The organism is Halosimplex salinum, assembly GCF_003730195.1.
GTDB classification, from domain to species: domain Archaea; phylum Halobacteriota; class Halobacteria; order Halobacteriales; family Haloarculaceae; genus Halosimplex; species Halosimplex salinum.
In genome coordinates this window covers 198457-219659 of sequence record NZ_QWGG01000008.1, presented here as the reverse complement: position 1 = coordinate 219659, position 21203 = coordinate 198457, and the positions used below count along the sequence as shown (strand labels likewise).

Genomic DNA, 21203 nt, shown 5'->3' with positions numbered 1-21203 from the left:
CCTCGGCGTCGAACGTGTCGACGACGCCCATCGGTTCGATCCGCCCCGGTTCGAGCGCGCCACCGGGGCCGTCGACGACCGTCGCCGAATCCCAGTCCCCGGCGTCGAACTCGGCCGAGGACCAGCCTCGACCCTCGCGGCGGGCGTCGTAGCGCTCGCCGTCGTAGATGTCGTTCTCGACGACCGGGCTCTCGGTCGCGAGCCAGTCGCCGCCGGTCGAGAGGCGGCGGGTCCGGCCGTCCTCGAACTCGACGGTGAGCGTGACGCGAGCCCGGGGGGAGCCGTCAGCGAGCCAGTGGGCGCTCCGCTTGGCGAACCAGCCGCGACCGAGCCAGAGCCCGATGGCGTTGAGCCCCTCGTCGAGTCGGTCGCCGATCTCGTGACTCGAATAGAGGACTCGGTGCTCGTAGTCCGTCCACGCCGGGTCGAGCCGGTGGTCGCCGACGCGCTCGCCGTCGACCCACAGCTCACCGTACCCCACCGCGGCGACGTGGATTCTGGCCGACGCGACCGGCCCGTCGAGGTCGAACTCCCCGCGGAGGAGCGGGGAGGAAGAGGCCATCCGCGACTCGGGCGTGCCGTTCACGAGGTGGTCGCACCCCCAGGTATCAGTCTCGACCGTCGACGAGGCCGAGACGGGTCGCCCCCGGGCGATGTCCGCCCCCTCGTCGTCCCGCACCGAGAGCGCGGCCAGCGCGAAACACGCCCACTCGTCGTGTGACTCGGTCAGTCTGTCGACCTCGCCGACGAACGACGGGGGGTCGGTCGCCGGCGCGACGGTGGCGAGGTCCGTCGCGGTCACCCGGACGTAGCGGCCACTCGCGGCCAGCCCCTCGTGGGTCCGCGCGGTCACCGATTCGTCCGGCTGGCCGTCGGGAGCCTCGCCCTCGCCCGTAGATTCGCCGGTCGCCGTCGCGACGACGGTCGACGTTTCGAACGCGGGGTCGTCCGCCACCTCGACGCGGTAGGCGTCCGGGAACCCGAACTCGGTGAGCGGGTCGTCGGAGAACGACGGCGTGACCGCGTAGTCGTCGGGCGTCCTGACGACGGTGACGGGGTCTGCGGGGTGGAGGGAGATCTCCTCGATAGCTCGGGATTCGTCCAGGTCGACCTGGACCCACGGGTCGCCGTCCGCGTCCGGATCGCGCCACCGGCTCCGCCAGCCGTTCGTGTCGCCCCCCTCGGGCTGGTGGGCGATCCACTCGCCGCGCCAGTCCTCGGGCGCGAGCGCCGTCGAGAACTCGGCGGGGTCGGCCCACGACGATTCGCCCTCGTCGGTCCAGACCTTTACCGACCAGTAGTACGTCTCGTCGGCGGCGAGGTCGGGACCGTCGTACCGCACGTCCGTCGCGCGGTCGCTCTCGACGACGCCGGAGTCCCACAGGGCGCCGCGACCCGCGGCGACCGCCGCCCGGTCGCGGCCGACGACCACGCGGTACGCCGTCTGCCGCGCGCCGCGCCGGCCCGTCGCGACTCGCCACGAGAACCGCGGCGCGTCCGTCGGGTCGACGTTCTCGGGGGCGCGCTCGTACCCGACCGCGAGGTCCGTCGGCGTCGAGTCACCGTCTCCGTCGGGAGATCCGCTCATGCACACTACCGCGCGAGATGGCCCCTAAAACCTGCTGGAGGCGGCAGTCGGGCTCCCGTTCGTGGTGACGGCGCCGTCAGTCGCTTCGACGTCGGCGAGGGGACCACCTCGTCACCCTCCCCGGCGAGGAACCGGAGAACGCGTCGTCGACGCTGTCCGACGAGTGACTCCGATACGGCCGCGGCCGGGGATCGGACCTGTCGTCGGGCGGTCGGTCGCGGCAGACAGGGCCGGGGTTTTGTCCCGTGACCGCGTACGTCCCACTATGTTCGACGACCGATCCGCCGCCGAGCGCCTCGGCGACGCGCTCGAATCGCGCGGCGAGACGCTGGCCGTCGCTGAGTCCTGTACCGGCGGCCTGCTGGGGTCGACGATCACCGGCGTCCCGGGGTCGAGCGCCTACTTCGTCGGCGGTGTCCTCGCCTACACCGACCGGACGAAACGCCAGTTGCTCGCGGTCTCGCGGGAGTCACTGGAGCGCCACGGCGCGGTGAGCGAGACGGTCGCGAGCGCGATGGCCCGCCACGTCCGCGACGAGACCGGGGCGGACTGGGGCGTCTCGACGACCGGCTACGCCGGCCCGACCACCGACGATCCCGAGACCCCCGTCGGCACCGTCTTCATCGGTATCGCCTACGCGGGTCGCGACAGCACCGACGCGAGCGAGGGGGCCGCCGAACCGTTCGCCGTCGTCGAGCACCACCAGTTCGACGGGACCCGGGAAGAAGTGAAAGAGCGCATCGTCGAACAGGCGGTCGCGTCGCTGCTGGAGCGAGTGTAGTCACAGTTCACGGTTCGTTCGACACGAGCGATCCAAGAGAGGATCCTTCCCTCCCCAGAGTTCCGGAGTATCAGACCGAGATACGGACTGAGGCGCGTGATTTTCGTGATTTTGATAGCACCGGAAGATGTGGATCCGGTCGGGATTCGCCCCCCTCCACTGTTTCCGAAGCTTTCTGCGGGAGATGGCAGGGGCGGTCCTACGGAGGAGGTTCGGATCGCGAAGAGAATTTCATTCTGTACTTCTCCCCCGACCTCCAGAGAGAATAGAGCGGTTTTCGATTGGTAAACCACCTCCCCCACACACTCGTCTGAGGTCGTTTGTGCTCTTCGTAATTATCCCTCATCCCGGCAAATCAAACAGTGTCCGACGAGACGAAACGAGGGAAAAGGCCTGTGACACCGCGCTAGCGACGAGAGCTTTCACACCGCCGTTCACTCCGCCTCCGACGACCCCTCGACCGACTCGCCCCGCCGGTGACACGCCGCGTGGTGTCCCGCGGCGGTCGGTTCGAGCGCCGGGTCCGTCCGCTCGCAGACGGTATCGAACGCCCCGAGTCGGTCGGCCGCGGCGTCGAGCTCTCCAGCGGAGACTGCTTCGGCCGCCTCGGTGAGGACCCGCTCGGCGTCGGCATCGGAGAGTTCGTCGACCAGACCGTACTCGGTGCGGACCGCCGAGGAGTCGTCGAACTCGTCGGGGGAGAGGTCCCCGTTCTCGACGGCGAGTCGGAGGTCGAGGACCCGGCGGAAGCGCCCGTCGGCGAACGCGAACGACTCGGGCGGGACGACGCGGTGACAGCGAGGGTGGAACGAACAGCCCGACGGCGGGTTCGACGGGTCGGGCACGTCACCGGTCAGTTCGACGGGAGCCGTCCCGTCCGCGTCGTCACGACCTCGGGGGTCCGGTTCGGGGATCGACGACAGGAGCGCCTCTGTGTAGGGGTGTTGGGGGTCGTCGAACAGCCGGTCGGTCGGTCCGCGCTCGACGATCTCGCCGAGGTACATCACGCAGACGCGGTCACACACCTGCCGGACGACACCCAGGTCGTGGCTGATGAGTACCATCGCCAGCCCCAGATCAGTCTGTAACTCCGCGAGCAGGGAGAGGATCTCTGCCTGGACGCTCACGTCGAGCGCGCTGACGGGTTCGTCGACCACCAGCAGGTCGGGGTCGAGGACGAGCGCGCGAGCGAGGGCGACGCGCTGTTTCTGGCCGCCGGAGAACTCGCGGGGGTACCGGTCGGCGTCGGCCGCCGAGAGCCCGACGCGTTCGAGCGCGTCGACGGCCACCTCCCGGCGGCGGTCCGGGTCGCGGAGGCCGTGGATCGCGAGCGGTTCGGCGACCGATTCGCCGACGGTCAGCCGCGGATCGAACGCCGAGTTCGGGTCCTGAAAGACGATCTGGGCCCGCCGGCGGAACCGCTCGCGCTCGTCGCCGTCGAACGCGGTGATCGGCTCGCCGTCGAATCGAATCTCGCCGCTCGTCGACTCCTCCAGCCCGAGCATCGTCGTCGCGGTCGTCGACTTCCCGCTGCCCGACTCGCCGACGAGTCCGACGGTCTCGCCCTCGTGGACGTCGAAACTCACGCCGTCGACGGCCTCCACGTGACCGGTGACGCGCCGGAGGAGTCCCGACCGAACCGGGTAGTGTTTCTCCAGATCACGGACAATGAGGAGGGGGTCGTCACTCATCGGCCACCCTCCAGATCGCTCGGGACGCCGTGTGTGTCGTCGTACAGAACGCACGACACCCGGTGTTCGACTGGACCGGTTTCGTTCGCACCGTCTCCGTCTGCCTCACCGTCGGCCGGCCCGACCGGCCTGAACCCGGGCTGGTCGCCCCCCTCGCACTCGGGAATCGCGTGGGGGCAGCGAGGACGGAACCGGCAGCCAGCGGGGGGATCGGTCGGGTCCGGGATCGCTCCGCCGATGGTCTCGAACCCCTCGCCGCGACCCGGAAGACAGTCCAGCAGCGCTCGCGTGTAGGGGTGTGCGGGAGCGTCGAACAGTTCGTACACGTCGGCGGTCTCCATCACGTTCCCGGCGTACATGACGACGACGCGGTCGGCGACCTCGGCGACCACGCCGAGGTCGTGAGTGACGAACAGCAGCGCCATCTCGCGCTCTTCCTGCAGGTCGGCGAGGAGTTCGAGCACCTGTCGCTGGATGGTCACGTCGAGCGCGGTGGTCGGTTCGTCGGCGATCAGGATGTCGGGGTCGCAGGCCAGCGCCATCGCGACGACCGCCCGCTGTTTCATCCCGCCGGAGAACTGGTGGGGGTAGTCGTCGAATCGCTCCGTGACGTCCCCGATGCCGACGCGGTCGAGGAGTTCGATCGCCTCCGCGCGGGCCGCCGACTTCGAGACGTCGCGGTGGATCCGGATCGCCTCGACCACCTGCGCGCCGACGGTGTAGACCGGGTCGAGCGCGTCCTGCGGGTTCTGGAACACGTGTCCGATCCGCCCGCCGCGGTACGATTCCAGCGCCGACTCGGAGAGCGCCGTCAGGTCCGTCCCGTCGAAGCGGACCTCGCCGGTGATCTCGGCCGACTCCGTCGAGATCAGGCGCGTGATGGACTCGCAGGCGACGGTCTTCCCGGACCCGGACTCGCCGACGAGACAGACCGTCTCGCCCGTCCGCACGTCGAAGTCGACGCCGTCGACCGCGCGGACGGTCCCGTCGTCGCCGTCGAACCGGACGTGCAGGTCCCGCACGGAGAGCAGCGGGTCGGCCATCTACCGCACCTCCTCGCGGGGGTCGAGCACGTCGCGGACCGTGTCGCCGAAGACGTTGAACGCGACGACGAGCCCGACGAGGATGAGCACCGCCGGGAGCGTCGTCCACCACTTGGCGTGCCAGGGCATGTAGCGCTCGCGGAGGCCGAACCGGATGACGCCGCCCAGCGAGACCGGGCGCGTGCGGTTGAGTTCGAGGTACGCCAGACCGACCTGTGCGAGGATGATCAACGGGATGCGCCGGGTGAGTGCGGTGACGATGGTCGCCGTCGAGTTGGGGACGACGTGGCGGCGGATCACGTGGAGATCGCTGGCGCCGGCGGCCCTGGCGGCGCGGACGTAGCCGGCGGTGCGCCGCTGGATCGCCTCGCCGCGAACGAGCCTCGCGATGCCGCCCCAGTCGAGCAGGCCGAACACGAGCACGAACGCGAACAGGCCGCCGTCGGAGATGTTCTCGACGTTCCCGAGGTACAGCGTCGCGAGGACGATGTAGACGACGATCGCGGGGACCGTCTGCTGGACGTCGACGTAGCGCATCAGCACGTCGTCGACCCAGCCGCCGTAGTAGCCGGCCGTCGTCCCGACGACGACCGCGACGACGGCCATGATGACCCCCGCGGAGACCCCGGCCTTGAACGCGACGTGGATCCCCGAGACGAAGTGTTCGATCACGTTCTCGCCGATGTAGTTGGTCCCGAGCGGGTACTGCCAGGTGCCCTGGCAGTGGCCGTCGACGACGGGGCCGACGCAGGAGTAGCCGTCGGTGACGCTCATGTTCACGCTCGCGAACACCGGCGGCTGGAGGTTGTGCGCGGGCTTCGCGTAGGTGAACTCGAAGGCGTCCGGCCCGAACAGGCCCAGTACCGCGAACGCGGCGAGGTACGCGAGCGCCAGCACGCCGGCCGGTCGCCGCAGAAACGCCTCGACGTGGCGAGCGGTCCGCTCGCGGTCCGCGACCAGCGGAACGAGGACGTACCTGCCCAGGACCACGAGCGAGACGAGCACGAGCCACCCCTCCTTCCGAACGTCCCATTCGAGGGGCGGGATCGTCTTCGCCGGTGCGACGAGCAGATCGTAGGTGAGCAGGGCGCCGATCGCCGCGAGTGCGAGAGCGAACCCGACCGTCCGGGCGGCCGGGCGTCGCCGACCCCCTGCCTCCGTATCCCAGTCGACCCTGGTGAACTCGGGCGAGTCGGAATCGCTGGAGGGCATGACCCCCATTGGAACGGCCGGCCAAATGAAACTTTATTATCTGTTATGACATACCCGGGAACGACCGATGGTTCCCGACGGCACACCGCCGAACCGATCGCGACGGGATCACGGGAGGTCCTCGACGGAGGGGTTACCCCCGACAGACAGATGAGTTACCTCCGTTTTCTCGCCAGGCGCGCGGCCTTCGCCGTCCTGTCCGTGTACGCGGTCGTGACGGCGACGTTCCTGATCGTCAACAGTGTCGCCCTGCTCCCGATGAAGCGACAGGTCGCTCTCGCGGAGTGGGGCGGCGCGTCCGAGGAGCGACTGGAGGAGATCCGACAGGGGTACCTCCAGGCGCGTGACCTCGAAGTCCCGATCCACGAGCGCTACGTCGGGTGGCTCGTCGACGTGACGACGCTCGACTGGGGGTACTCCTTCGCCTATCGCCAGCCAGTCGTCGCCGTCCTCGACGGGCGCGTCCAGGCGACGCTCGGCTACGTGATCCCCGGGGTCGCGCTCGCGGTCGTCCTCGGCGTGACGCTCGGATTGTTCGCCGCCCTCGCGAAGGACAGCGGCTTCGACTGGTCGGTCCGGATCGCGGCCTACGCGCTGTTCGGGGTCCCAGTCTTCATGTTCGTCATCTACCTCCGCCACCTGGGGGAGACGAACGGGGCCGTTCCGGCGCTCGGCGAGCACGCGCTCGCGACCCTCGCCGTCGCCGTGAGTCTCCTCGCGGGACAGGTGCGGTTCGCTCGCGCCTCTGCGCTCGAACAGACCGGCCGGTCGTTCGTGAAGATGCTCCGCGCGAAGGGGGCGAACAGGCTCCGACTCGCCAGACACGTCCTCCGCAACGCGGCGATCCCGATCGTCTCGCTGTCGATGACGGAGCTGCTGGCGGTGCTCGTGCTGAACATCTACATCGTCGAGGCGGTCGTCGGCATCCAGGGACTGGCCGCCGCGAGCCTCCGGGCTATCCGTACCAGCGACACCGCGCTAGTTATCTGGACGACGATGGTCCTCGTCGTCTTCGGCGTCATCGGCAACTTCCTGCAGGACGTACTCTACGGGTCGCTCGACCCGCGGATCCGCTCTGAGACGGAGTCGCGCTGACTGCGATGACGGCTCGTCGTCCGAGTTCACACCGTGCCCTCGAAGGTCGCGTCGGCCGACGTTCCGCCCTCGTTGAACGAGAGCACCGTCGCGCGGATAGCGTCACCCTCCGACAGCGAGTCGGGCACGCCGCTCGTGAAGAGGACGAACCCCTCGACCTTGCCGACCGCGACCCGGTCGCCGGAGTGGTGGTCCGTGAACTCGACGACGCCGAACTCGTAGGCTTCGCCGATATCGACCGGCGGGTCCCGCTCCTGTGCCGCCTCGTGAGCGCGCGCAGACTGACGGCGGTCCGACGATCCTCGCCAACGAACGATCCCGACGAGTAGCACGACCGCGACGACGCCCGCTGCGACCGCGATCCAGACTCGTTCCATACCCGAGGGACACTTCGAAGGAGCAAGAGCGCTGTGGAGTCTCGGTAACGCCCCCGACGACCGAGTATCCACACGTCGAGAACCGTTCGACCACCCGTCTGTAGTATCCAACCCGCACGCGCCGTACTGCGCCCCGCCGACCGAACCGGCGATTGCTTATCTCCCAAAACACCATTTTTCATATTATCTAATTTATAATATTATTCCGATCGAATCGGTTGTGGCAGAACCCCATATCACCCACAGATTTTCTATAAAACGTCTATATTCGCAATTTTTACCATATACTACTAGGTTTTTCGTCTGATTTCTTAATTTCCCTGATGGAACCCCGGTCAGATTCAGGACAGTACTCGAATAAGAGTCGAGAAATGATATGTCTTTGATTGCTGTGTGAGTGGGTGGTTCGGCGCGTACCGTCGGCTACCCACGCGGACCCAGTCGAAGTATCGTGCCGGGACGAACCGGAGCGACGTCGGGACGTTCTGTCCTCGTTCGTTCGGTCGTGTCGATACCGTCGTAGACGCTGCTTACAGTCATAGCCGTGTAATCGCACGAACGGGATCGCTCGACGTACTCGAGTCGCTCCCGGGACACCGTCGAGTAGCCGGGGTCGTGGACCGGATAGTGTGGCGTACTCGGGCCCCGTCGGCGGGGACGAGCGGCGCGACGGGACGCACAAGGACGACTTACTGCTCGGTTCCCAACTGTTTCGGGGGTTCACGCTGGTCACTAACAACTCGCTACCGCAGTGAACTACCCCACCCTATCGCTCGCCTGACGACTCGCGCTTGAGGGTGGGGCTTCCTGCTTCCACGACGCGCTTTGCAGACACCGAATCGGTATCCACAGGAAGCGCAGTCTCCACAGGCGTTAATTCGGAGCGTCCCACTCCTAACTGCTTAATGCCGCGAGAACGGATGTTCCACGCCGCGTTCGCGTCCCTGTCAGCCTCAAACCCACAGGCAGGACAGGAGTGGTCACGGACCCACAGCGGTTTGTCTGTCGAAACGCCGCAGGACGCGCACTCCGTGGTCGTCCCACTCGGATCCACGGCGACGAAATACGTTCCTTCGCGCTCGCACTTGTATTCGAGCATCTGTAGGAACGTTCCCCACGCCGCGCCTGCTCGGTTCCGTGAGTTGCCCGGCAGTTCGACCAAGCCTTTCGCGTCCAAGTCCTCCACAGCCACCAAGTCGTATTCGGTAGCGTAGTAATTCGACAACTTGTGGAGGAGATCCCGCCGCTTTCGCTTGAGGTCGGCATGACGTTCAGCCACGATTCGGCGTTGCTTCTCCCAATTTGCAGACCCGTGTTCCTTCCGCGAGAGGTTGCGCTGTGCGCGTTCTAATCGTTCGCGTTCATCCAAGAGGTCGGGAGATTCGACGGCTGTGCCGTCAGTGTCGTGAGCGTACTTGCAAATCCCCACGTCGATACCGACAGACTTCTCGGGATTTTCCGGTTTCGCGGGCGGGTCTTTCGGGGTTTCGACGCCGAGGATAGCGTACCACTTGCCGGTGGGTTCCTGCTTGACTGTGACGGTCTTGATGTCGGCGTCGTCGGGGAGGTCGCGGTGGAATGTAAGCGGAATTTCACCAAGTTTCGAGAGCCACAGTTTGGTCCGACCGCTCGTGTTTTTGAGCTTGAAGCCGGATTGACTGTAGGTGAAACTGCGGTACTCGCCCGGAGCCTTCCAGTTGAGTGTGCCGACACAGTAGCCGTTCTCTTTGCGACCACGAAGCGTTGCGAGGTTGTCGTACAACCGCTGAACGGCTTTTTGTAGGACTTTCGAATGAACGCTTTTCAGGTCACTCCACCACTTCTTGAGACTCGGCAAGAGTTTCTGCTCGGAATACGCCGATGTGTCGTCGTTCCGATTGAGCCGGTGGAGGAAATGGTTGTAGACCTGTCTACAGGTATCGACAGTCCACGCTAACTGGTCTTTGAGAGAGTCGGACGGGCGAAGCCGATACCTGTAGTTGTAGTTCATCTGCCGGGGCTATTCGTCAACGGGTTCACTTGTTCTGACGATTTTCACGTCCGCGCCACGCCAGTCCTTCGGGACGAGGACGTGAGCACCGTTACCAGTCGCTTTCACCGTCCCGGTGATGACTTCGTGGCCTTCTATTTCGTGTCTGTCCATCACCTGAGTATATACGATGTTGAAACATAAAGGTGGCGGTGGGCCCGTGAGACTGCACCCGAGCAGTGTAGGAGAACTGTGCGGCGTTGACGAGACGCGAAGCGTCTCGTTCGCCCACTAGAAATCTCCGATTTCTGGGGACGCTATATCCCCTCCCTACTCGCTCCCTTCGGTCACTCCTTGAGGAAGGGACCTTAGCGCCTCAATTCAGGTAATTTTTCCGCGAATCGGTGGTCGGCCGGTAACGGATACCTTCGAGAGATCGACTGTATCGAACGATATCGACCCTTTATACCTCTCAACGGAATACGTACAGTCGCGAGTGACACGCGGAGCGACCCAGCGAACTCACATCATGAGTCTACACGAAATGCCGCACGGCCGTCGCCAGTCCGAGAACTACGATACAACGCGGACGACACGACGAGACCCAGTCCGGCGCCCGCAGCTATCGAGCGATTCGAACCGACCATCAGACCACGAGGGCGGAGACAGCTACCGACCAGCGGGGACGGTGGTATCCGACCTCCGGTTTGCCGGCCGTTCGGTCGTCAGCAGCACTACCGTCCGACAGACTGACGACCGAGTACCGGAGGAACCGGACACCGGAGATCGGGACGACACCGAGTCGAAGCGGTACCGGAGCGGCCCGTGCCAGACCCTGTCCGAGATGGGTCAGCGCTCCGAAGAACGGGAGTACCACTGCTACGGGATGCAGTCGCGACTCGGCCGCCGCGAGTCCGGGGGGTCCGCATCGTGCTCGACCGGTTCGACGTCCGAACTCGCGCTCCGAGCGAGCCGCGAGTCGGGCCAGAGCTCCGCGACGGCCAGCGGAGGCCGGAGTTTCAGACTCGAACGGACGTCCGCCTCCCCGGACTCCGACGAGTAAGTCGATTTTTCGCCGCCGATCGTCGACCGCCTCGAGACGAGCGTCGTCGCTCGCCGGGATGGTCTTATGTAACAACAGGCGCGAATACTCGCGGCTATCATTACATAAGACTCGTGACGGGGCGTTCGTCACGCGCCCGGGAGAAACACACCTTGTTTCCGGTGAATTCACGCTCGAAACGCCAGATGCGTCCCGAATTCCCGGACACGAACACACCACGTTTCCAGTGAAACGGGCAGTAACGCCGTGGTACCGCGGGACGGCGGACACACCGGGTTTCTGGTGAAACGGCGGTAACGCGAAATTACTGTTCCACGGACGGCGATTCACGAGTGTGAAACCGACGGGGTGTGAACGAAGAGGGCGGTGCTCACTCGATGGTGTCGGCGAGGACGTCGCGGACGACTTCGGGGTCTTCGAGCAGTTTGTGGTTCGTGTAGCTCCCCTCCGCGCTCCCGCCGCTGTGACGGGACTGCTCGATGATGTCGAGGAACGCGTGTTCCTTGAGGAGGTCTCGGACGCGCCGGAGCGAGAGCGTGTCGGAGCTCTCCTGGCGGCAGATCTCCTTGTACACGTCGTACACCTCTGTGGTGCGGAAGCCGTTCTGGTTGTTCTCGTTGAGCGAGAGGACGGTGAGCGCCTGGAGGACGTACCGGGAGTGGGGAGTCGAACCGCGGATGAGCTCGCGGAACCGGTCGGTCTCGGCTCGTTCGCGAGCGTCGACGACGAACTCCTCGGTGACCCGGTCGGCGCCGCGAGACTGAGCGATCTCGCCGGCGTAGCGGAGGATGTCGATCGCCTGTCGCGCGTCTCCGTGTTCGCGAGCGGCGAGTGCAGCGGCCTTCGGGATGACACCGTCCTCCAGGACGCCGTCGCGGAACGCGTCTCGGCGCGCCTCCATGATGTGGTTGAGCTGCGTGCCGTCGTAGGGCGGGAAGACGAACTCCCGCTCGCAGAGGCTCGATTTCACTCGTTCGTTGAGCTGTTCCTCCTTGTACTTGATCTTGTTACTGATCCCGATGACACCGATCTTGCAGCTGTCCACTTTCCCCGCCTCCCCCGCGCGGGAGAGTTGCATCAGGATGTCGTCGTCTTCGAGTTTGTCGATCTCGTCGAGGATCACGAGGACGACGTCGTGAAGCTCGTCGAGGATCGTCCACAGTCGCTTGTAGTACGTCGAGGTCGCGATCCCTTTGTCGGGGATCTTGACGTCGGTCCGGGAGCGGTCGTTGAGCGTCGCCGCGATGGTCTGGACGGCCTGGGTCTCCGTGGAGTCCTGCGCACAGTCGACGTACGCGAACGTCGCAGCGACCCCCTCGTCGTGAGCCGTCGAGGTGAGTCGACGCGAGACGTGTTTCGCACAGAGTGATTTCCCCGTTCCAGTCTTTCCGTAGATGAGGACGTTGCTCGGGCTCTGGCCGAAGATCGCGGGGTTGACCGCGTTCGCGAGGTTCTGGATCTCCTCGTCGCGTCCGACGATCCGCCCCTCGTCGGGGAGATGGTTGATCTCGAGGAGCTCCTTCTGCACGAATATCGGGTCTTCCCGTATGAACAGATCGTCGGAGCCTGACATGCGATGTTGACACCACGTTTCCGGTGAAATCACTTTATTCTTTCCTAGGAGGCGTGATTACGGACGGTGTGGACTGAGAGGGGGGTGAGACACACACACCACGTTTCCGGTGAAACGGGGGGAGAGTGGGGGAGGGGGTCCAGATGAAACGGGGGTCGACGGGGTGGTGGCAGTCTCGACTGACGAGCGCGAGTCGGACGATTCCGATTCTATCGAGGGGCTACATTCGCGAACAGGCACGGCAATCGACACAGTCGAGCGACTGCAACGGCCCGCAGTCCAGGATGTGTCGCAGGATGTGTCGCAGGATACCTCGGGGGATCTGCCGGGGAATTGCCGGGGAATTGCCGGGGAATTGCCGGGAAACTGCCGGGGGATCCGCCGGAGGGCCTGCTGTCGAATCCGGCCAGAGGGAAGAGGTCAGAACTACGATTTCACCGGAAACCCGGTGTGTGAGTGTCCAGATCGGTCGTGTAGACGTGTCGAACAGTTCAACGACGATAGCGTACACCGTCTGTCGAGAGGGTCTGACCGGCAATGGACGGTCTCTTCCCGATCCCCTATAAAGACACATAAAAGGAGGACAGCACAAGACCCGACAGATCGAGCGAGAGACCTGTCCTTTTCTCTCTGTGAGACGGAGTACAGGGAGGAGTATCCCGCAGTGAGATTCGGATACTCGCTCCTCCTGATCGATACTGTCACCCCCTCAACAGAAGCCGTCGAGGCGCTCTCTGTGGATTCTTTCCAGTGGAGCTATACACCCACTCCCCCTCTATTATTATATTATTATAACTGTTCCTCTAGTAGTAGTAAAGGTTGTAGTTCAGGCACTCTCCCATACGTTCTAGATAGGTAGATACTGACATCGGATCTATTTATATACTATTCTCTTACGTTCCAGACTGTGTCGATGCGGTCCCCGTCTCCATCCCTCCTCGGAGACACCATCAAACTCAACCCCCACCCACTCTCGATCCCCGTTTCACCGGAAACGTGGTGTGTGTGTCTCCCCATCCTGATCCGGTTCGTCCAACATCGAGATGCTCTCACAGTCCCCGACCAGACAACAGACCGTCGTTCAGATTTTCGTCTCCGTTTATCGGATTCGACTGCTCGCTCTGGGACGGCTCACTCGTTCTCCGCGTACTTCTTCTGGAGGTTGCCGTTCTCGTCGCGGTAGTACCTGTACCTGTACGGTCCGTGGAGGTCTTCATCCGCACCGGAGGCACAGCGACACCCATCTTTCCCGCAACTCACGAGCTCTTCGACGACGTATCCTTCCGGGGCCTCCTCGATCGGTTCGGCGGCTTCGGGGAGTTCGTCGACGTCGACGGGTCGCTCTCTCGTCGCGATCAACTCGTCGATGTACTCCCGAGCGGCCTTCAGCGTCGACACGTCCTGTTTCGGGATCCCTTCGGCGAGATACTTCGGTAACTCCTCCGGTGGTGGTCCGTTCGTCCCCATCTTATGTAACGATCTGGCTCGATAATCAAGTATTTTGTTACATAAGACGACGTGCGACCGGCTCGGATCTCCGCTCCGCCGTTCGACGGGAATCCGGGTGGTAGGGCGGTACATCACCGTCGAAGAGAGTCCGAAACCGGAGTAGCAGGTTTCTAGTCGGGCGAACTATCGGTTCTGTATATGGGGGCGCTGTGGCAAGGGTGGAACGGGTTCACGCCCAGTGAGTCACATGTCACAGCAAACTACACCGATGGAGCAGACACAGCACGGACAGATGGGACAGCAGGGGATGCAGTCGGGCGGGACACTCCCCCAGCAGTATCGAGCGTCTCTGGCGAGCGTCGCCCAGGCGATCGCGGTGTGTGGCTGGTGCGCGGACCAGTGTATCCAGTCAGCGGACCCGCACATGATCGAGTGTATCCGGCTCTGTGAGGACGTCGTCGAGCTCGGGGAGACGGTGCTCGCGACGGTGCCGCGGTCGTCCCGCTCCACGCCGCAGATAGTGCAGGCGTTCCAGCAGGCGGCACAGGCGTGTGCACAGGAGTGCGGACAACACGAGGACGCGCACTGCCAGGACTGTGCGAGCGTCCTCCCGGAGGCGATCTCGGCCGCCAGCCAGCTGACGAGCGCCGGCCAGCAGACCGCCGGGATGGCCCAGCAGACGGGCACACCGACTCAGCAGATGGGCGGGCAGGCACAGCAGATGGGCGGGCAGGCACAGCAGATGGGTGGAACGGGTCAGCAGATGGGCGCCGCCAACCCCCGTCAGACCTGGTGAAGCCGATACCGACGTCTTTCGGCGCCGGCGATCACGTCTCCGGTCGGGTTCGCGTCCCCACCCACGCGCCGAGGGTGATCCCGTAGAGGACGTGACCGACGTGGAAGACGAACCGGTCGTCCGGATCCGTGCGGAGTAGCGCGCCGAGAACGACGTACTCGCCGACGACGGAGAGAACGGCGCCGTACAGCAGTCCGGCGACGGTCGTCGACACTTCGCGAGAGCGATCGGGTGTGCCGTACTCCGCCTCGTCGACGTGGACGGAGGAACGGCGGGGGAACAGCGCGGCGAAGACGCCGCCGGCCGCGATCCCGTACGCGAAGTGAAGCACCAGCGCGGCGACGGGGTGATCTCTCGGGGTACCGCCGACGACCATCGACCAGAACTCCGCAGTCGGCGGAAGCGAACGGGTTACGGGAAGCCGATGGGCGGTCATGACGAACGTCGCGAGCGCGCCGCCCTCGAGACCGCGACGGAGTCGACCGACGGTCTCGGTGGCCTCGTCCGCTCGGTTCGTCCGCTCGTCGGTTCGCGACCCTGCATCTCGCTGCCGTGTCTCTGCCGTCATGGAATCACTGCCCGAGTAGTCGGCGGCGGCGACCGTAAGTAGCCGGGGCGCAGTATCCGGGCGGACGGGTGGACTCCCGGGATCGGGAGACACGGACATCGGGACGGTCACAACAGACGTAACGATCTCGCAATTCGTGTAGCCGAGCATGAACGACCGAGTAGACGGCTCCTTTCCGGGGTAGCAGTCCCATATCCGACTAAACCGACGCAATAGCTTTACTACCCCCCATCCACGCATCGAACGGGATCAGGGTCGCTGGTCCCGTACGAACGGGGAGTCACACGACAGTCGGCCGGCGTATCCGGTCACGTGCGGACTCGATGAGAGCGAAACGACCGACGCGATCAGTGACAACCACACCATGAGTTACCGAGAAACCCAGTCGAGAGGACAGCAGCGACAGCCGAGTACCCAACAGCAGATCCCGGAGAGTCGGCAGCTGGAATCAATCATTCCCCAGCAGGAACGACAGGCCGGCCAGTCCACACAGCAGGGATCACAGTTCCAGCAACCGACCGAACCAGCGCAACAGGCGGGCCAGCAGCCCGAACCGGCCATCCAGGCTCAGCCCATCGCGAGTCAACCTCAGTCCGGCCAGCAGGGAGCGACACAGCGCCCGCAGCAACAGGGGATGCAGCAACGCCCACAGGAACAGCCGCCTCAGTCCCAGCAGATGCAGCCGCCGCAGTCTCAGCAGATGCAGCCACCGCAGTCTCAGCAGATGCAGCCACCGCAGTCTCAGCAGATGCAGCCACCGCAGTCTCAGCAGATGCAGCCACCGCAGTCCCAGCAGATGCAGTCGCCACAGTCCCAGCAGACACAGCCACCGCAGTCGTTCCAGGAGCCACAGTCTCAACAGAACCAGCCGCCGCAGTCGTTCCAGGGAGCGCAGTCCCAGCAGACTCGGCAACCGCAGACGCAGCAGATGCAGTCCCCGAAGTCCCAGCAATCGCAGACGCAGAAGATGCAGCCGCAATCGTACCAGCAGCCACAGTCCCAGCAGACGCAGCCACAGTCCCAGCAGATGCAGTCGCCGCAGTCTCAGCAGATGCAACCGCCCCAGCAGATACAGCCGCCCCAGCAACTCGGTGAGCAGACGCCGGGACCGAGTCAGCAGTCGAAGCCGAGTGAGCAGACCGGCGGGAAGTCGACCGGGAGCCAGGCCGGACTCCAGCTACAGCAGCGGCCCCAGGAGCAACAGCACACACAGACCGAGCAGTACCTGTAGCCGAGCCGAACGCAGTCGGCTCACCGGGGGTCTCGGAGCCGTCGACCGGCTGAACCAGACACGTCTCGTTCTGTTCGACGCTGACGGGACGCGGCCGTGCCGGTGGCCCACGGACGTTCGCGACCGGCCGTCAGTTCGCGACTGTTCACAGACACAATTTCGACCGTAAACCGTCTAGGGCGGCCTTTCCTGACGGTAGCTGATTGGACGGAGTTGGTGATATTTACGTGTCCAGCCCGAATCTAAAGCCGGCGAAACACTATGAGCAATAGCGATCCTTACGACGACGAGGAGTACAGAGAGGAGGAGTACGACGACCGAGAAGTCGACACGAACCCGACAGAGAGCGGGAAGTGGATCTCGATCGCGGTGGCAGTCCTCGGGCTGTGGCTGCTCGTCCAGTCGTTCCTCTTCGATCCGATCGCCGGGAACTTCTGGAGCGACGTCATCGTCGGCGCGGCGCTGGTCGTGCTCGGCGCGTACAACTACTACCGGCGAGCGAACGACAGGCTCGGGAGCGTCGGCGTCGGCGCGTTCGTCGCCCTGCTCGGCCTGTGGCTGATCGCCACGCCGTTCATCCTCGGGTCGACCGAGGCGGGCGCCGGTATCGAGTCGGACATCGAGTTCTGGAACGACATCGTCGTCGGACTGCTCACGTTCGTCCTCGGCGCGTACAGCGCCTACCAGGCCCGTAGAACGGGCGTCGCGAAACCCGCGGCACGAACCTGAGAACGCCGAACGACCCCGGATCGTGCGGTTCCGGAATCGTGCGGTTCCGACATTTTTCAGCGGTCGCGTGAGGTGGACAACTCGACAGTGTCGAGGTCGTCGATCGCCGGCGTGTCGAGGACGGACCCGTCCACGTCGAACCGCGACCCGTGACAGGGGCAGTCCCACGACGATTCGCCGTCGTTCCAGGAGACGAGACACCCCATGTGCGGGCAGACGGCCGAGACCGCGTGGACCGCGCCGTCCTCGTCACGATACGCGGCGACGGGGTCGTCGCGCTCGTCGGCGACGGTGGCCTCTCCCGGTTCGAGGTCCGAAAGGTCGAGGTCGGGTCGCCCCTTCACGTACCCCTCGAAGAGGTGGGTCATCGCGTGTTTGTTGTGCGAGACGAGGTCGGACTTCGAGGCGCCGAAGTCGAAGCGGGTCGGGTCGTAACACGACGCCCAGGGGGAGTCGCGGCCGCGGACCAGGTCCGAGAGGACCATCGCGGCGGCGACCCCGTTCGTCATGCCCCAGCCTCCGAAGCCGGTGGCGACGTACACGTCGGAGAGATGGGGGGCGGCTTCGCCGACGAAGGGGACCTTGTCGACGGAGACGTAGTCCTGTGTCGCCCAGCGGTACTCGATGGATTCGACGTCGAAGCGCTCACGGGCCTGCGCTTCGAGGGCCCGATAGCGGTCGGCCGTGCTGTCGGCGTGGCCGGTACGGTGGTTCTGACCGCCGATCAGCACGAGCGAGTCCTCGCCCGCGTGTGACCGCACCGAGAAGTACGGCTCCCGTGGGTCGTAGTAGAGGCCGTCGGGCGCGTCGGCGGCGAGCCGCGCTGCGAGGACGTACGACCGCTTGGGTGAGAGCCGCGAGAAGTACAGCGCGTCGTCGGAGACTGGGAAGTGCGAGGCGACGACGACGGCGTCGGCGACGACGTCCCCGCGGTCTGTCTCGACGCGACAGGGATCGCCGTGGTCGACGTCGCGGACGGTCGTCCGCTCGTAGATGCCGCCGTCGCCGCTCTCGTCGCCGTGAGCGCCGGCGACCTGCTCGGCGAGTGCGAGGAGGAACTTCCGCGGGTGAAAGTACGCCTGGTCGTCGAAGCGGACGGCGGCGCCCACGTCGTAGGGGAGGTCGGTCGATTCGACGTAGGAGGCGGGGAGGTCGAGGCGGCGCGCGGCCTCGACCTCGGCGCGCACGTCCCGGCGGTCTTCCCCGGGACCGACGTACGTGTACGCCGGTGCACGGCCGAACTCGCAGTCGATATCGAGGGCGTCGACCGTCTCGGCGACGTGCTCGATAGCGGCCTCGTTGGCGTCCGCGTACTGCCGGGCGGTCTCGACGCCGAAGTGGTCGATCAGGTGGTCGTAGACGAGGCCGTGCAGCGACGTGACTTTGGCGGTCGTGCGTCCGGTGACGCCGTCGAGGATCCGGTCGCGTTCGAGGACGGCGACGGACTGGCCGGCCTCGACGAGCTCGTACGCCGTCGCGACGCCGGCGATACCGCCGCCGACGACGGCGGTGTCGACCCGGAGCGACTCGTCGAGCGCGCCGTAGTCCGTCCGGTCGGACGTGTCCATCCACAGCGATTCGTGTCGGCCCGCGGGCGAGTCGGTCGCTGAGTCGTCTGATGACATCGTCTCTGGAGCTCCGTGGATGGAGTGGTACTCGGCCGGGGCGCGCATGAACGTTCGCCCGGGACGTGCGCGGGGGAGGACGAGCGTCGACGGGCAGAGTCTGATTCGACGTCGTCCACCGCGGCAGCGATCGGATTTGCGGGGGGACCGCACATCGGCGGCGAGACCGTGTCTCGCCCGTGAGAGCGCGGCCCACCCACGAAAATATATGTCTCGCGGCCCTAGGACGGCCATGTCCCGACTCGGGACCGATACGAATGCGAGTGGTGAGTCCGACGGATGAGTCTCGCCGCCCGCCGGCCGGTCGGTCGGGCCGTCACGTTCACGCGGAGTCTCGTCTCGGTGTACCGAGACCGCGACGTCGGGTTCATGGCCGGGAGCGTCGCCTTCTCGGCGTTCGTGTCGCTCATCCCGCTAGTCGTGTTGCTGGTCATCGCGGCGTCGGTCGTCGGCGGCGAGGGATTCCGCCAGTCCGTCGTCGACACGACTTCCGGGTACCTCACCCCGGCGTCGCAGGGGGTCGTCGAGGAGTCCATCGAACAGGCGCGCGGGAGCGTCGAACTGTCGGTGATCGGTATCGTCGCGCTCCTGTGGGCGGTGATGAAGGTGTTCAGGTCGCTGGACACGGCGTTCTCGGACCTGTACGCCGTCGAGACGGACGAGGGCTTCGTCGACCACTTCCGTGACGGGGTCATCGTCCTCGGTGCGATGGGCATCGCGGTGCTGACGATGACCGCGGTGGGCGCGATCGTCGCCGTCGCGCCGACGTTCTCGCCGGGCGGCGAGGCCGCGCTTCCCCTGATACGGGTCGCCGGGTTCGTCGTCCTCATCGTCGGACTGATCGTCGCGTTCCTGCCGATGTACTACGTGTTCCCGGACGTCGAGATGACGATACGCCGGGCGCTCCCGGGCGCGGTCGTCGCCGCGGTCGGCTGGACGATCCTGCAGGCGCTCTTTCAGGTGTACGTCTCGATGACCGCTGGCGGCGAGCTCTACGGGGTCATCGGCGGGGCCGTCCTGCTCGTGATCTGGCTCTACTTCGGGGCGGTGGTCGTTCTGGTGGGCGGTGCGACGAACGTCGTGTTGACCGGGAGCCACAGTTCGGCCGATCTGAGTGCCACGAAATGACTCGAACTCGTCTCGATCTTCGGCGAGCGTACCGTCGCAATCGGCGAGACCGCCGTCTCACTGGCCCCGATCGACCGCTCGACCTCGCCACGGGCGTCGAGTGATGGCGGACGACAGCAGTCTCCTGGTCGGACTCGTGACCGCCCCGTTCGACGCAGTCTCGGCGTTCAGGGCTCGTGTGCGGCGGAGCGGCCTCGTCCAGTGGTTGCTGTTCACCGGGAACCGGTCGGTCGTGACGCTCGTCCTGCTGCTGGCCGTGTTCACCGCGTTCGTCGGGCTGGCGCTCGCGCGGCCGGTGGACATGGCGCAACTGCTCTCCGAGACGACGACGCTCCAGACGCTGTTCCAGGTGCTGTTGCGGGGCGCGATCCTGGTCGTCTCGATCGTCACGTCGATCAGTTCGATCGTCCTCTCGGCCGAGATCGCGGACATCATGACCGAAGAGGAACGCGTCGACTCGTCGCTGGAGTTTCGCCGCCGGGTGGAGGGGCTTATCGACGCGGACGTCAGCCCCGGCCGCCCGGCGGATTTCCTGCAGGCGATCCTCCATACGGTGTACCAGGAGACCGGTGAACTGCGGTCCGTGGCCGGCGAGGGCGGAAACGAGGCGTTCGAGCAGGAGGTGCAGGCGTTCGCGGACGACGTGGCAGCGGACGCGAGAGACGCCGCCGAGACGCTCGACGGGGCGCAGTTCGGGACGTTCCGGGTCCTCTCGGCCGGGCTCCACTACGACTACTCCTGGCAACTCAACACGGCGCGTCGGCTCGAACAGCAGTTCGGCGATTCGCTGACGGAGTCACAGGCGTCGGCGCTGTCGGACCTAATAGACACGCTGAAGTTCTTCGGGACCGGCCGGGAACACTTCCAGTCGCTGTACTACAAACGGGAGATGGCCCGGCTCTCGGCGACGCTGCTGTACGTCTCGCTCCCGGTGATCGTCTTCATCTCGTATCTCATCCTCGCGCTCGACGGGAACATCATCCCGACAGTGCAGGTCGGACCGCTCTCGTCACTGTCGGTGTTCGTCCTGTTCGCGTACACCGTGTCGCTGGCGCCGTACGTCGTGCTGACAGCTCACGTCATCCGGATCGCGGCCGTCACGCTCCGGACGCTCTCGGCGGGGCCCTTCGTCCTCCGATCCCGGCGCGACCACGCCGTCTCGGACGTCCGAGTCGAGTTCGATCCGGAGGAGTGGGCCGAGTGGGACGACGGTGAGGAGCCGGTGGACTCGGGCGGCGGCGACGAGTCGATGGACTCGGACGACGACTGACCGCCGAGGCGGGGG

Annotated in this window: 19 protein-coding genes; 7 read left to right on the top strand and 12 right to left on the bottom strand. The window is 65.5% G+C overall.

What is annotated here, in order from left to right:
* A partial coding sequence (locus tag D1409_RS19010) for an alpha-L-rhamnosidase N-terminal domain-containing protein (protein ID WP_206425127.1) occupies positions 1-1588 on the bottom strand: 1588 nt, incomplete at its 3' end.
* 265 nt (positions 1589-1853) lie between these two features.
* Between D1409_RS19010 and D1409_RS19005 the strand changes: the two genes are divergently transcribed.
* Positions 1854-2369: a CinA family protein gene (locus tag D1409_RS19005; protein WP_123538571.1), complete on the top strand. Its 516-nt coding sequence runs from the start codon at positions 1854-1856 to the stop codon at positions 2367-2369.
* 434 nt (positions 2370-2803) lie between these two features.
* On the opposite strand, the gene D1409_RS19000 is transcribed toward D1409_RS19005, so the two are convergent.
* From D1409_RS19000 to D1409_RS18990, 3 genes are read right to left on the bottom strand one after another with little or no spacing between them, the layout of a single operon-like run.
* Complete coding sequence (locus tag D1409_RS19000; protein ID WP_123538570.1) at positions 2804-4060, bottom strand: ABC transporter ATP-binding protein; 1257 nt, start codon at positions 4058-4060, stop codon at positions 2804-2806.
* Positions 4057-5103: an ABC transporter ATP-binding protein gene (locus D1409_RS18995; protein WP_123538569.1), complete on the bottom strand. Its 1047-nt coding sequence runs from the start codon at positions 5101-5103 to the stop codon at positions 4057-4059. Before D1409_RS18995 ends, D1409_RS19000 begins: the two co-directional genes overlap by 4 nt.
* Positions 5104-6315 carry an ABC transporter permease gene (locus D1409_RS18990; RefSeq protein ID WP_123538568.1) on the bottom strand — a complete coding sequence of 404 codons (1212 nt, stop codon included), beginning with the start codon at positions 6313-6315 and terminating at the stop codon, positions 5104-5106.
* Positions 6316-6465: 150 nt separating this feature from the next.
* Here D1409_RS18990 and D1409_RS18985 point away from each other — a divergent pair, with 150 nt between their 5' ends.
* Positions 6466-7410, top strand: a complete 945-nt coding sequence (locus D1409_RS18985) for an ABC transporter permease (protein ID WP_164471786.1) — start codon at positions 6466-6468, stop codon at positions 7408-7410.
* 26 nt (positions 7411-7436) lie between these two features.
* Here the strand turns inward: D1409_RS18985 and D1409_RS18980 are convergent, their stop codons facing one another.
* The 5 genes from D1409_RS18980 to D1409_RS18955 form a co-directional block, all read right to left on the bottom strand.
* Positions 7437-7787: a hypothetical protein gene (locus D1409_RS18980; RefSeq protein ID WP_123538566.1), complete on the bottom strand. Its 351-nt coding sequence runs from the start codon at positions 7785-7787 to the stop codon at positions 7437-7439.
* Between the two features lie 766 nt (positions 7788-8553).
* Positions 8554-9777, bottom strand: a complete 1224-nt coding sequence (locus D1409_RS18975) for an RNA-guided endonuclease InsQ/TnpB family protein (RefSeq protein ID WP_123538565.1) — start codon at positions 9775-9777, stop codon at positions 8554-8556.
* 9 nt (positions 9778-9786) lie between these two features.
* Complete coding sequence (locus D1409_RS18970; RefSeq protein WP_123538564.1) at positions 9787-9930, bottom strand: DUF2080 family transposase-associated protein; 144 nt, start codon at positions 9928-9930, stop codon at positions 9787-9789.
* 1259 nt (positions 9931-11189) lie between these two features.
* Positions 11190-12392 (bottom strand): orc1/cdc6 family replication initiation protein, encoded by a 1203-nt coding sequence (locus D1409_RS18960; RefSeq protein ID WP_123538562.1) that lies wholly within the window; start codon positions 12390-12392, stop codon positions 11190-11192.
* Between the two features lie 1131 nt (positions 12393-13523).
* Positions 13524-13859, bottom strand: a complete 336-nt coding sequence (locus tag D1409_RS18955) for a DUF6788 family protein (protein ID WP_123538561.1) — start codon at positions 13857-13859, stop codon at positions 13524-13526.
* Positions 13860-14088: 229 nt separating this feature from the next.
* Here D1409_RS18955 and D1409_RS18950 point away from each other — a divergent pair, with 229 nt between their 5' ends.
* Entirely contained in the window at positions 14089-14637 is a 549-nt protein-coding gene (locus D1409_RS18950) for a four-helix bundle copper-binding protein (RefSeq protein WP_164471785.1), read from the top strand.
* A gap of 31 nt (positions 14638-14668) precedes the next feature.
* On the opposite strand, the gene D1409_RS18945 is transcribed toward D1409_RS18950, so the two are convergent.
* Complete coding sequence (locus tag D1409_RS18945) at positions 14669-15205, bottom strand: hypothetical protein (protein ID WP_206425126.1); 537 nt, start codon at positions 15203-15205, stop codon at positions 14669-14671.
* 499 nt (positions 15206-15704) lie between these two features.
* Positions 15705-16157, bottom strand: a complete 453-nt coding sequence (locus D1409_RS24755) for a hypothetical protein (RefSeq protein WP_164471784.1) — start codon at positions 16155-16157, stop codon at positions 15705-15707.
* A 15-nt stretch (positions 16158-16172) separates the two neighbouring features.
* On the opposite strand from D1409_RS24755, the gene D1409_RS24750 reads away from it, so the two are divergent.
* Positions 16173-16436, top strand: a complete 264-nt coding sequence (locus D1409_RS24750) for a hypothetical protein (protein ID WP_164471783.1) — start codon at positions 16173-16175, stop codon at positions 16434-16436.
* Positions 16437-16697: 261 nt separating this feature from the next.
* Positions 16698-17165, top strand: a complete 468-nt coding sequence (locus D1409_RS18935) for an SPW repeat protein (RefSeq protein WP_123538558.1) — start codon at positions 16698-16700, stop codon at positions 17163-17165.
* A 56-nt stretch (positions 17166-17221) separates the two neighbouring features.
* Here D1409_RS18935 and D1409_RS18930 read toward each other — a convergent pair whose 3' ends face one another.
* A complete protein-coding gene (locus D1409_RS18930) occupies positions 17222-18790 on the bottom strand; it encodes an FAD-dependent oxidoreductase (protein WP_123538580.1) in 1569 nt (522 codons plus the stop codon).
* Positions 18791-19069: 279 nt separating this feature from the next.
* Here D1409_RS18930 and D1409_RS18925 point away from each other — a divergent pair, with 279 nt between their 5' ends.
* Together D1409_RS18925 and D1409_RS18920 are read left to right on the top strand one after the other, a co-directional pair.
* Positions 19070-19918: a YihY/virulence factor BrkB family protein gene (locus tag D1409_RS18925; protein ID WP_123538557.1), complete on the top strand. Its 849-nt coding sequence runs from the start codon at positions 19070-19072 to the stop codon at positions 19916-19918.
* Positions 19919-20021: 103 nt separating this feature from the next.
* Positions 20022-21188 (top strand): hypothetical protein, encoded by a 1167-nt coding sequence (locus tag D1409_RS18920; RefSeq protein ID WP_123538556.1) that lies wholly within the window; start codon positions 20022-20024, stop codon positions 21186-21188.
* The last annotated feature ends 15 nt before the right edge of the window (positions 21189-21203 follow it).

What these genes read in the sequence shown, in the direction of transcription:
- D1409_RS19005 (WP_123538571.1), top strand. Translation starts at nt 1,854, where the DNA reads ATGTTCGACGACCGATCCGCCGCCGAGCGCCTCGGCGACGCGCTCGAA.
- D1409_RS19000 (WP_123538570.1), bottom strand. Translation starts at nt 4,060, where the DNA reads ATGAGTGACGACCCCCTCCTCATTGTCCGTGATCTGGAGAAACACTAC.
- D1409_RS18995 (WP_123538569.1), bottom strand. Translation starts at nt 5,103, where the DNA reads ATGGCCGACCCGCTGCTCTCCGTGCGGGACCTGCACGTCCGGTTCGAC.
- D1409_RS18990 (WP_123538568.1), bottom strand. Translation starts at nt 6,315, where the DNA reads ATGCCCTCCAGCGATTCCGACTCGCCCGAGTTCACCAGGGTCGACTGG.
- D1409_RS18985 (WP_164471786.1), top strand. Translation starts at nt 6,466, where the DNA reads ATGAGTTACCTCCGTTTTCTCGCCAGGCGCGCGGCCTTCGCCGTCCTG.
- D1409_RS18980 (WP_123538566.1), bottom strand. Translation starts at nt 7,787, where the DNA reads ATGGAACGAGTCTGGATCGCGGTCGCAGCGGGCGTCGTCGCGGTCGTG.
- D1409_RS18975 (WP_123538565.1), bottom strand. Translation starts at nt 9,777, where the DNA reads ATGAACTACAACTACAGGTATCGGCTTCGCCCGTCCGACTCTCTCAAA.
- D1409_RS18970 (WP_123538564.1), bottom strand. Translation starts at nt 9,930, where the DNA reads ATGGACAGACACGAAATAGAAGGCCACGAAGTCATCACCGGGACGGTG.
- D1409_RS18960 (WP_123538562.1), bottom strand. Translation starts at nt 12,392, where the DNA reads ATGTCAGGCTCCGACGATCTGTTCATACGGGAAGACCCGATATTCGTG.
- D1409_RS18955 (WP_123538561.1), bottom strand. Translation starts at nt 13,859, where the DNA reads ATGGGGACGAACGGACCACCACCGGAGGAGTTACCGAAGTATCTCGCC.
- D1409_RS18950 (WP_164471785.1), top strand. Translation starts at nt 14,089, where the DNA reads ATGTCACAGCAAACTACACCGATGGAGCAGACACAGCACGGACAGATG.
- D1409_RS18945 (WP_206425126.1), bottom strand. Translation starts at nt 15,205, where the DNA reads ATGACGGCAGAGACACGGCAGCGAGATGCAGGGTCGCGAACCGACGAG.
- D1409_RS24750 (WP_164471783.1), top strand. Translation starts at nt 16,173, where the DNA reads ATGCAGCCGCAATCGTACCAGCAGCCACAGTCCCAGCAGACGCAGCCA.
- D1409_RS18935 (WP_123538558.1), top strand. Translation starts at nt 16,698, where the DNA reads ATGAGCAATAGCGATCCTTACGACGACGAGGAGTACAGAGAGGAGGAG.
- D1409_RS18930 (WP_123538580.1), bottom strand. Translation starts at nt 18,790, where the DNA reads ATGTCATCAGACGACTCAGCGACCGACTCGCCCGCGGGCCGACACGAA.
- D1409_RS18925 (WP_123538557.1), top strand. Translation starts at nt 19,070, where the DNA reads ATGAGTCTCGCCGCCCGCCGGCCGGTCGGTCGGGCCGTCACGTTCACG.
- D1409_RS18920 (WP_123538556.1), top strand. Translation starts at nt 20,022, where the DNA reads ATGGCGGACGACAGCAGTCTCCTGGTCGGACTCGTGACCGCCCCGTTC.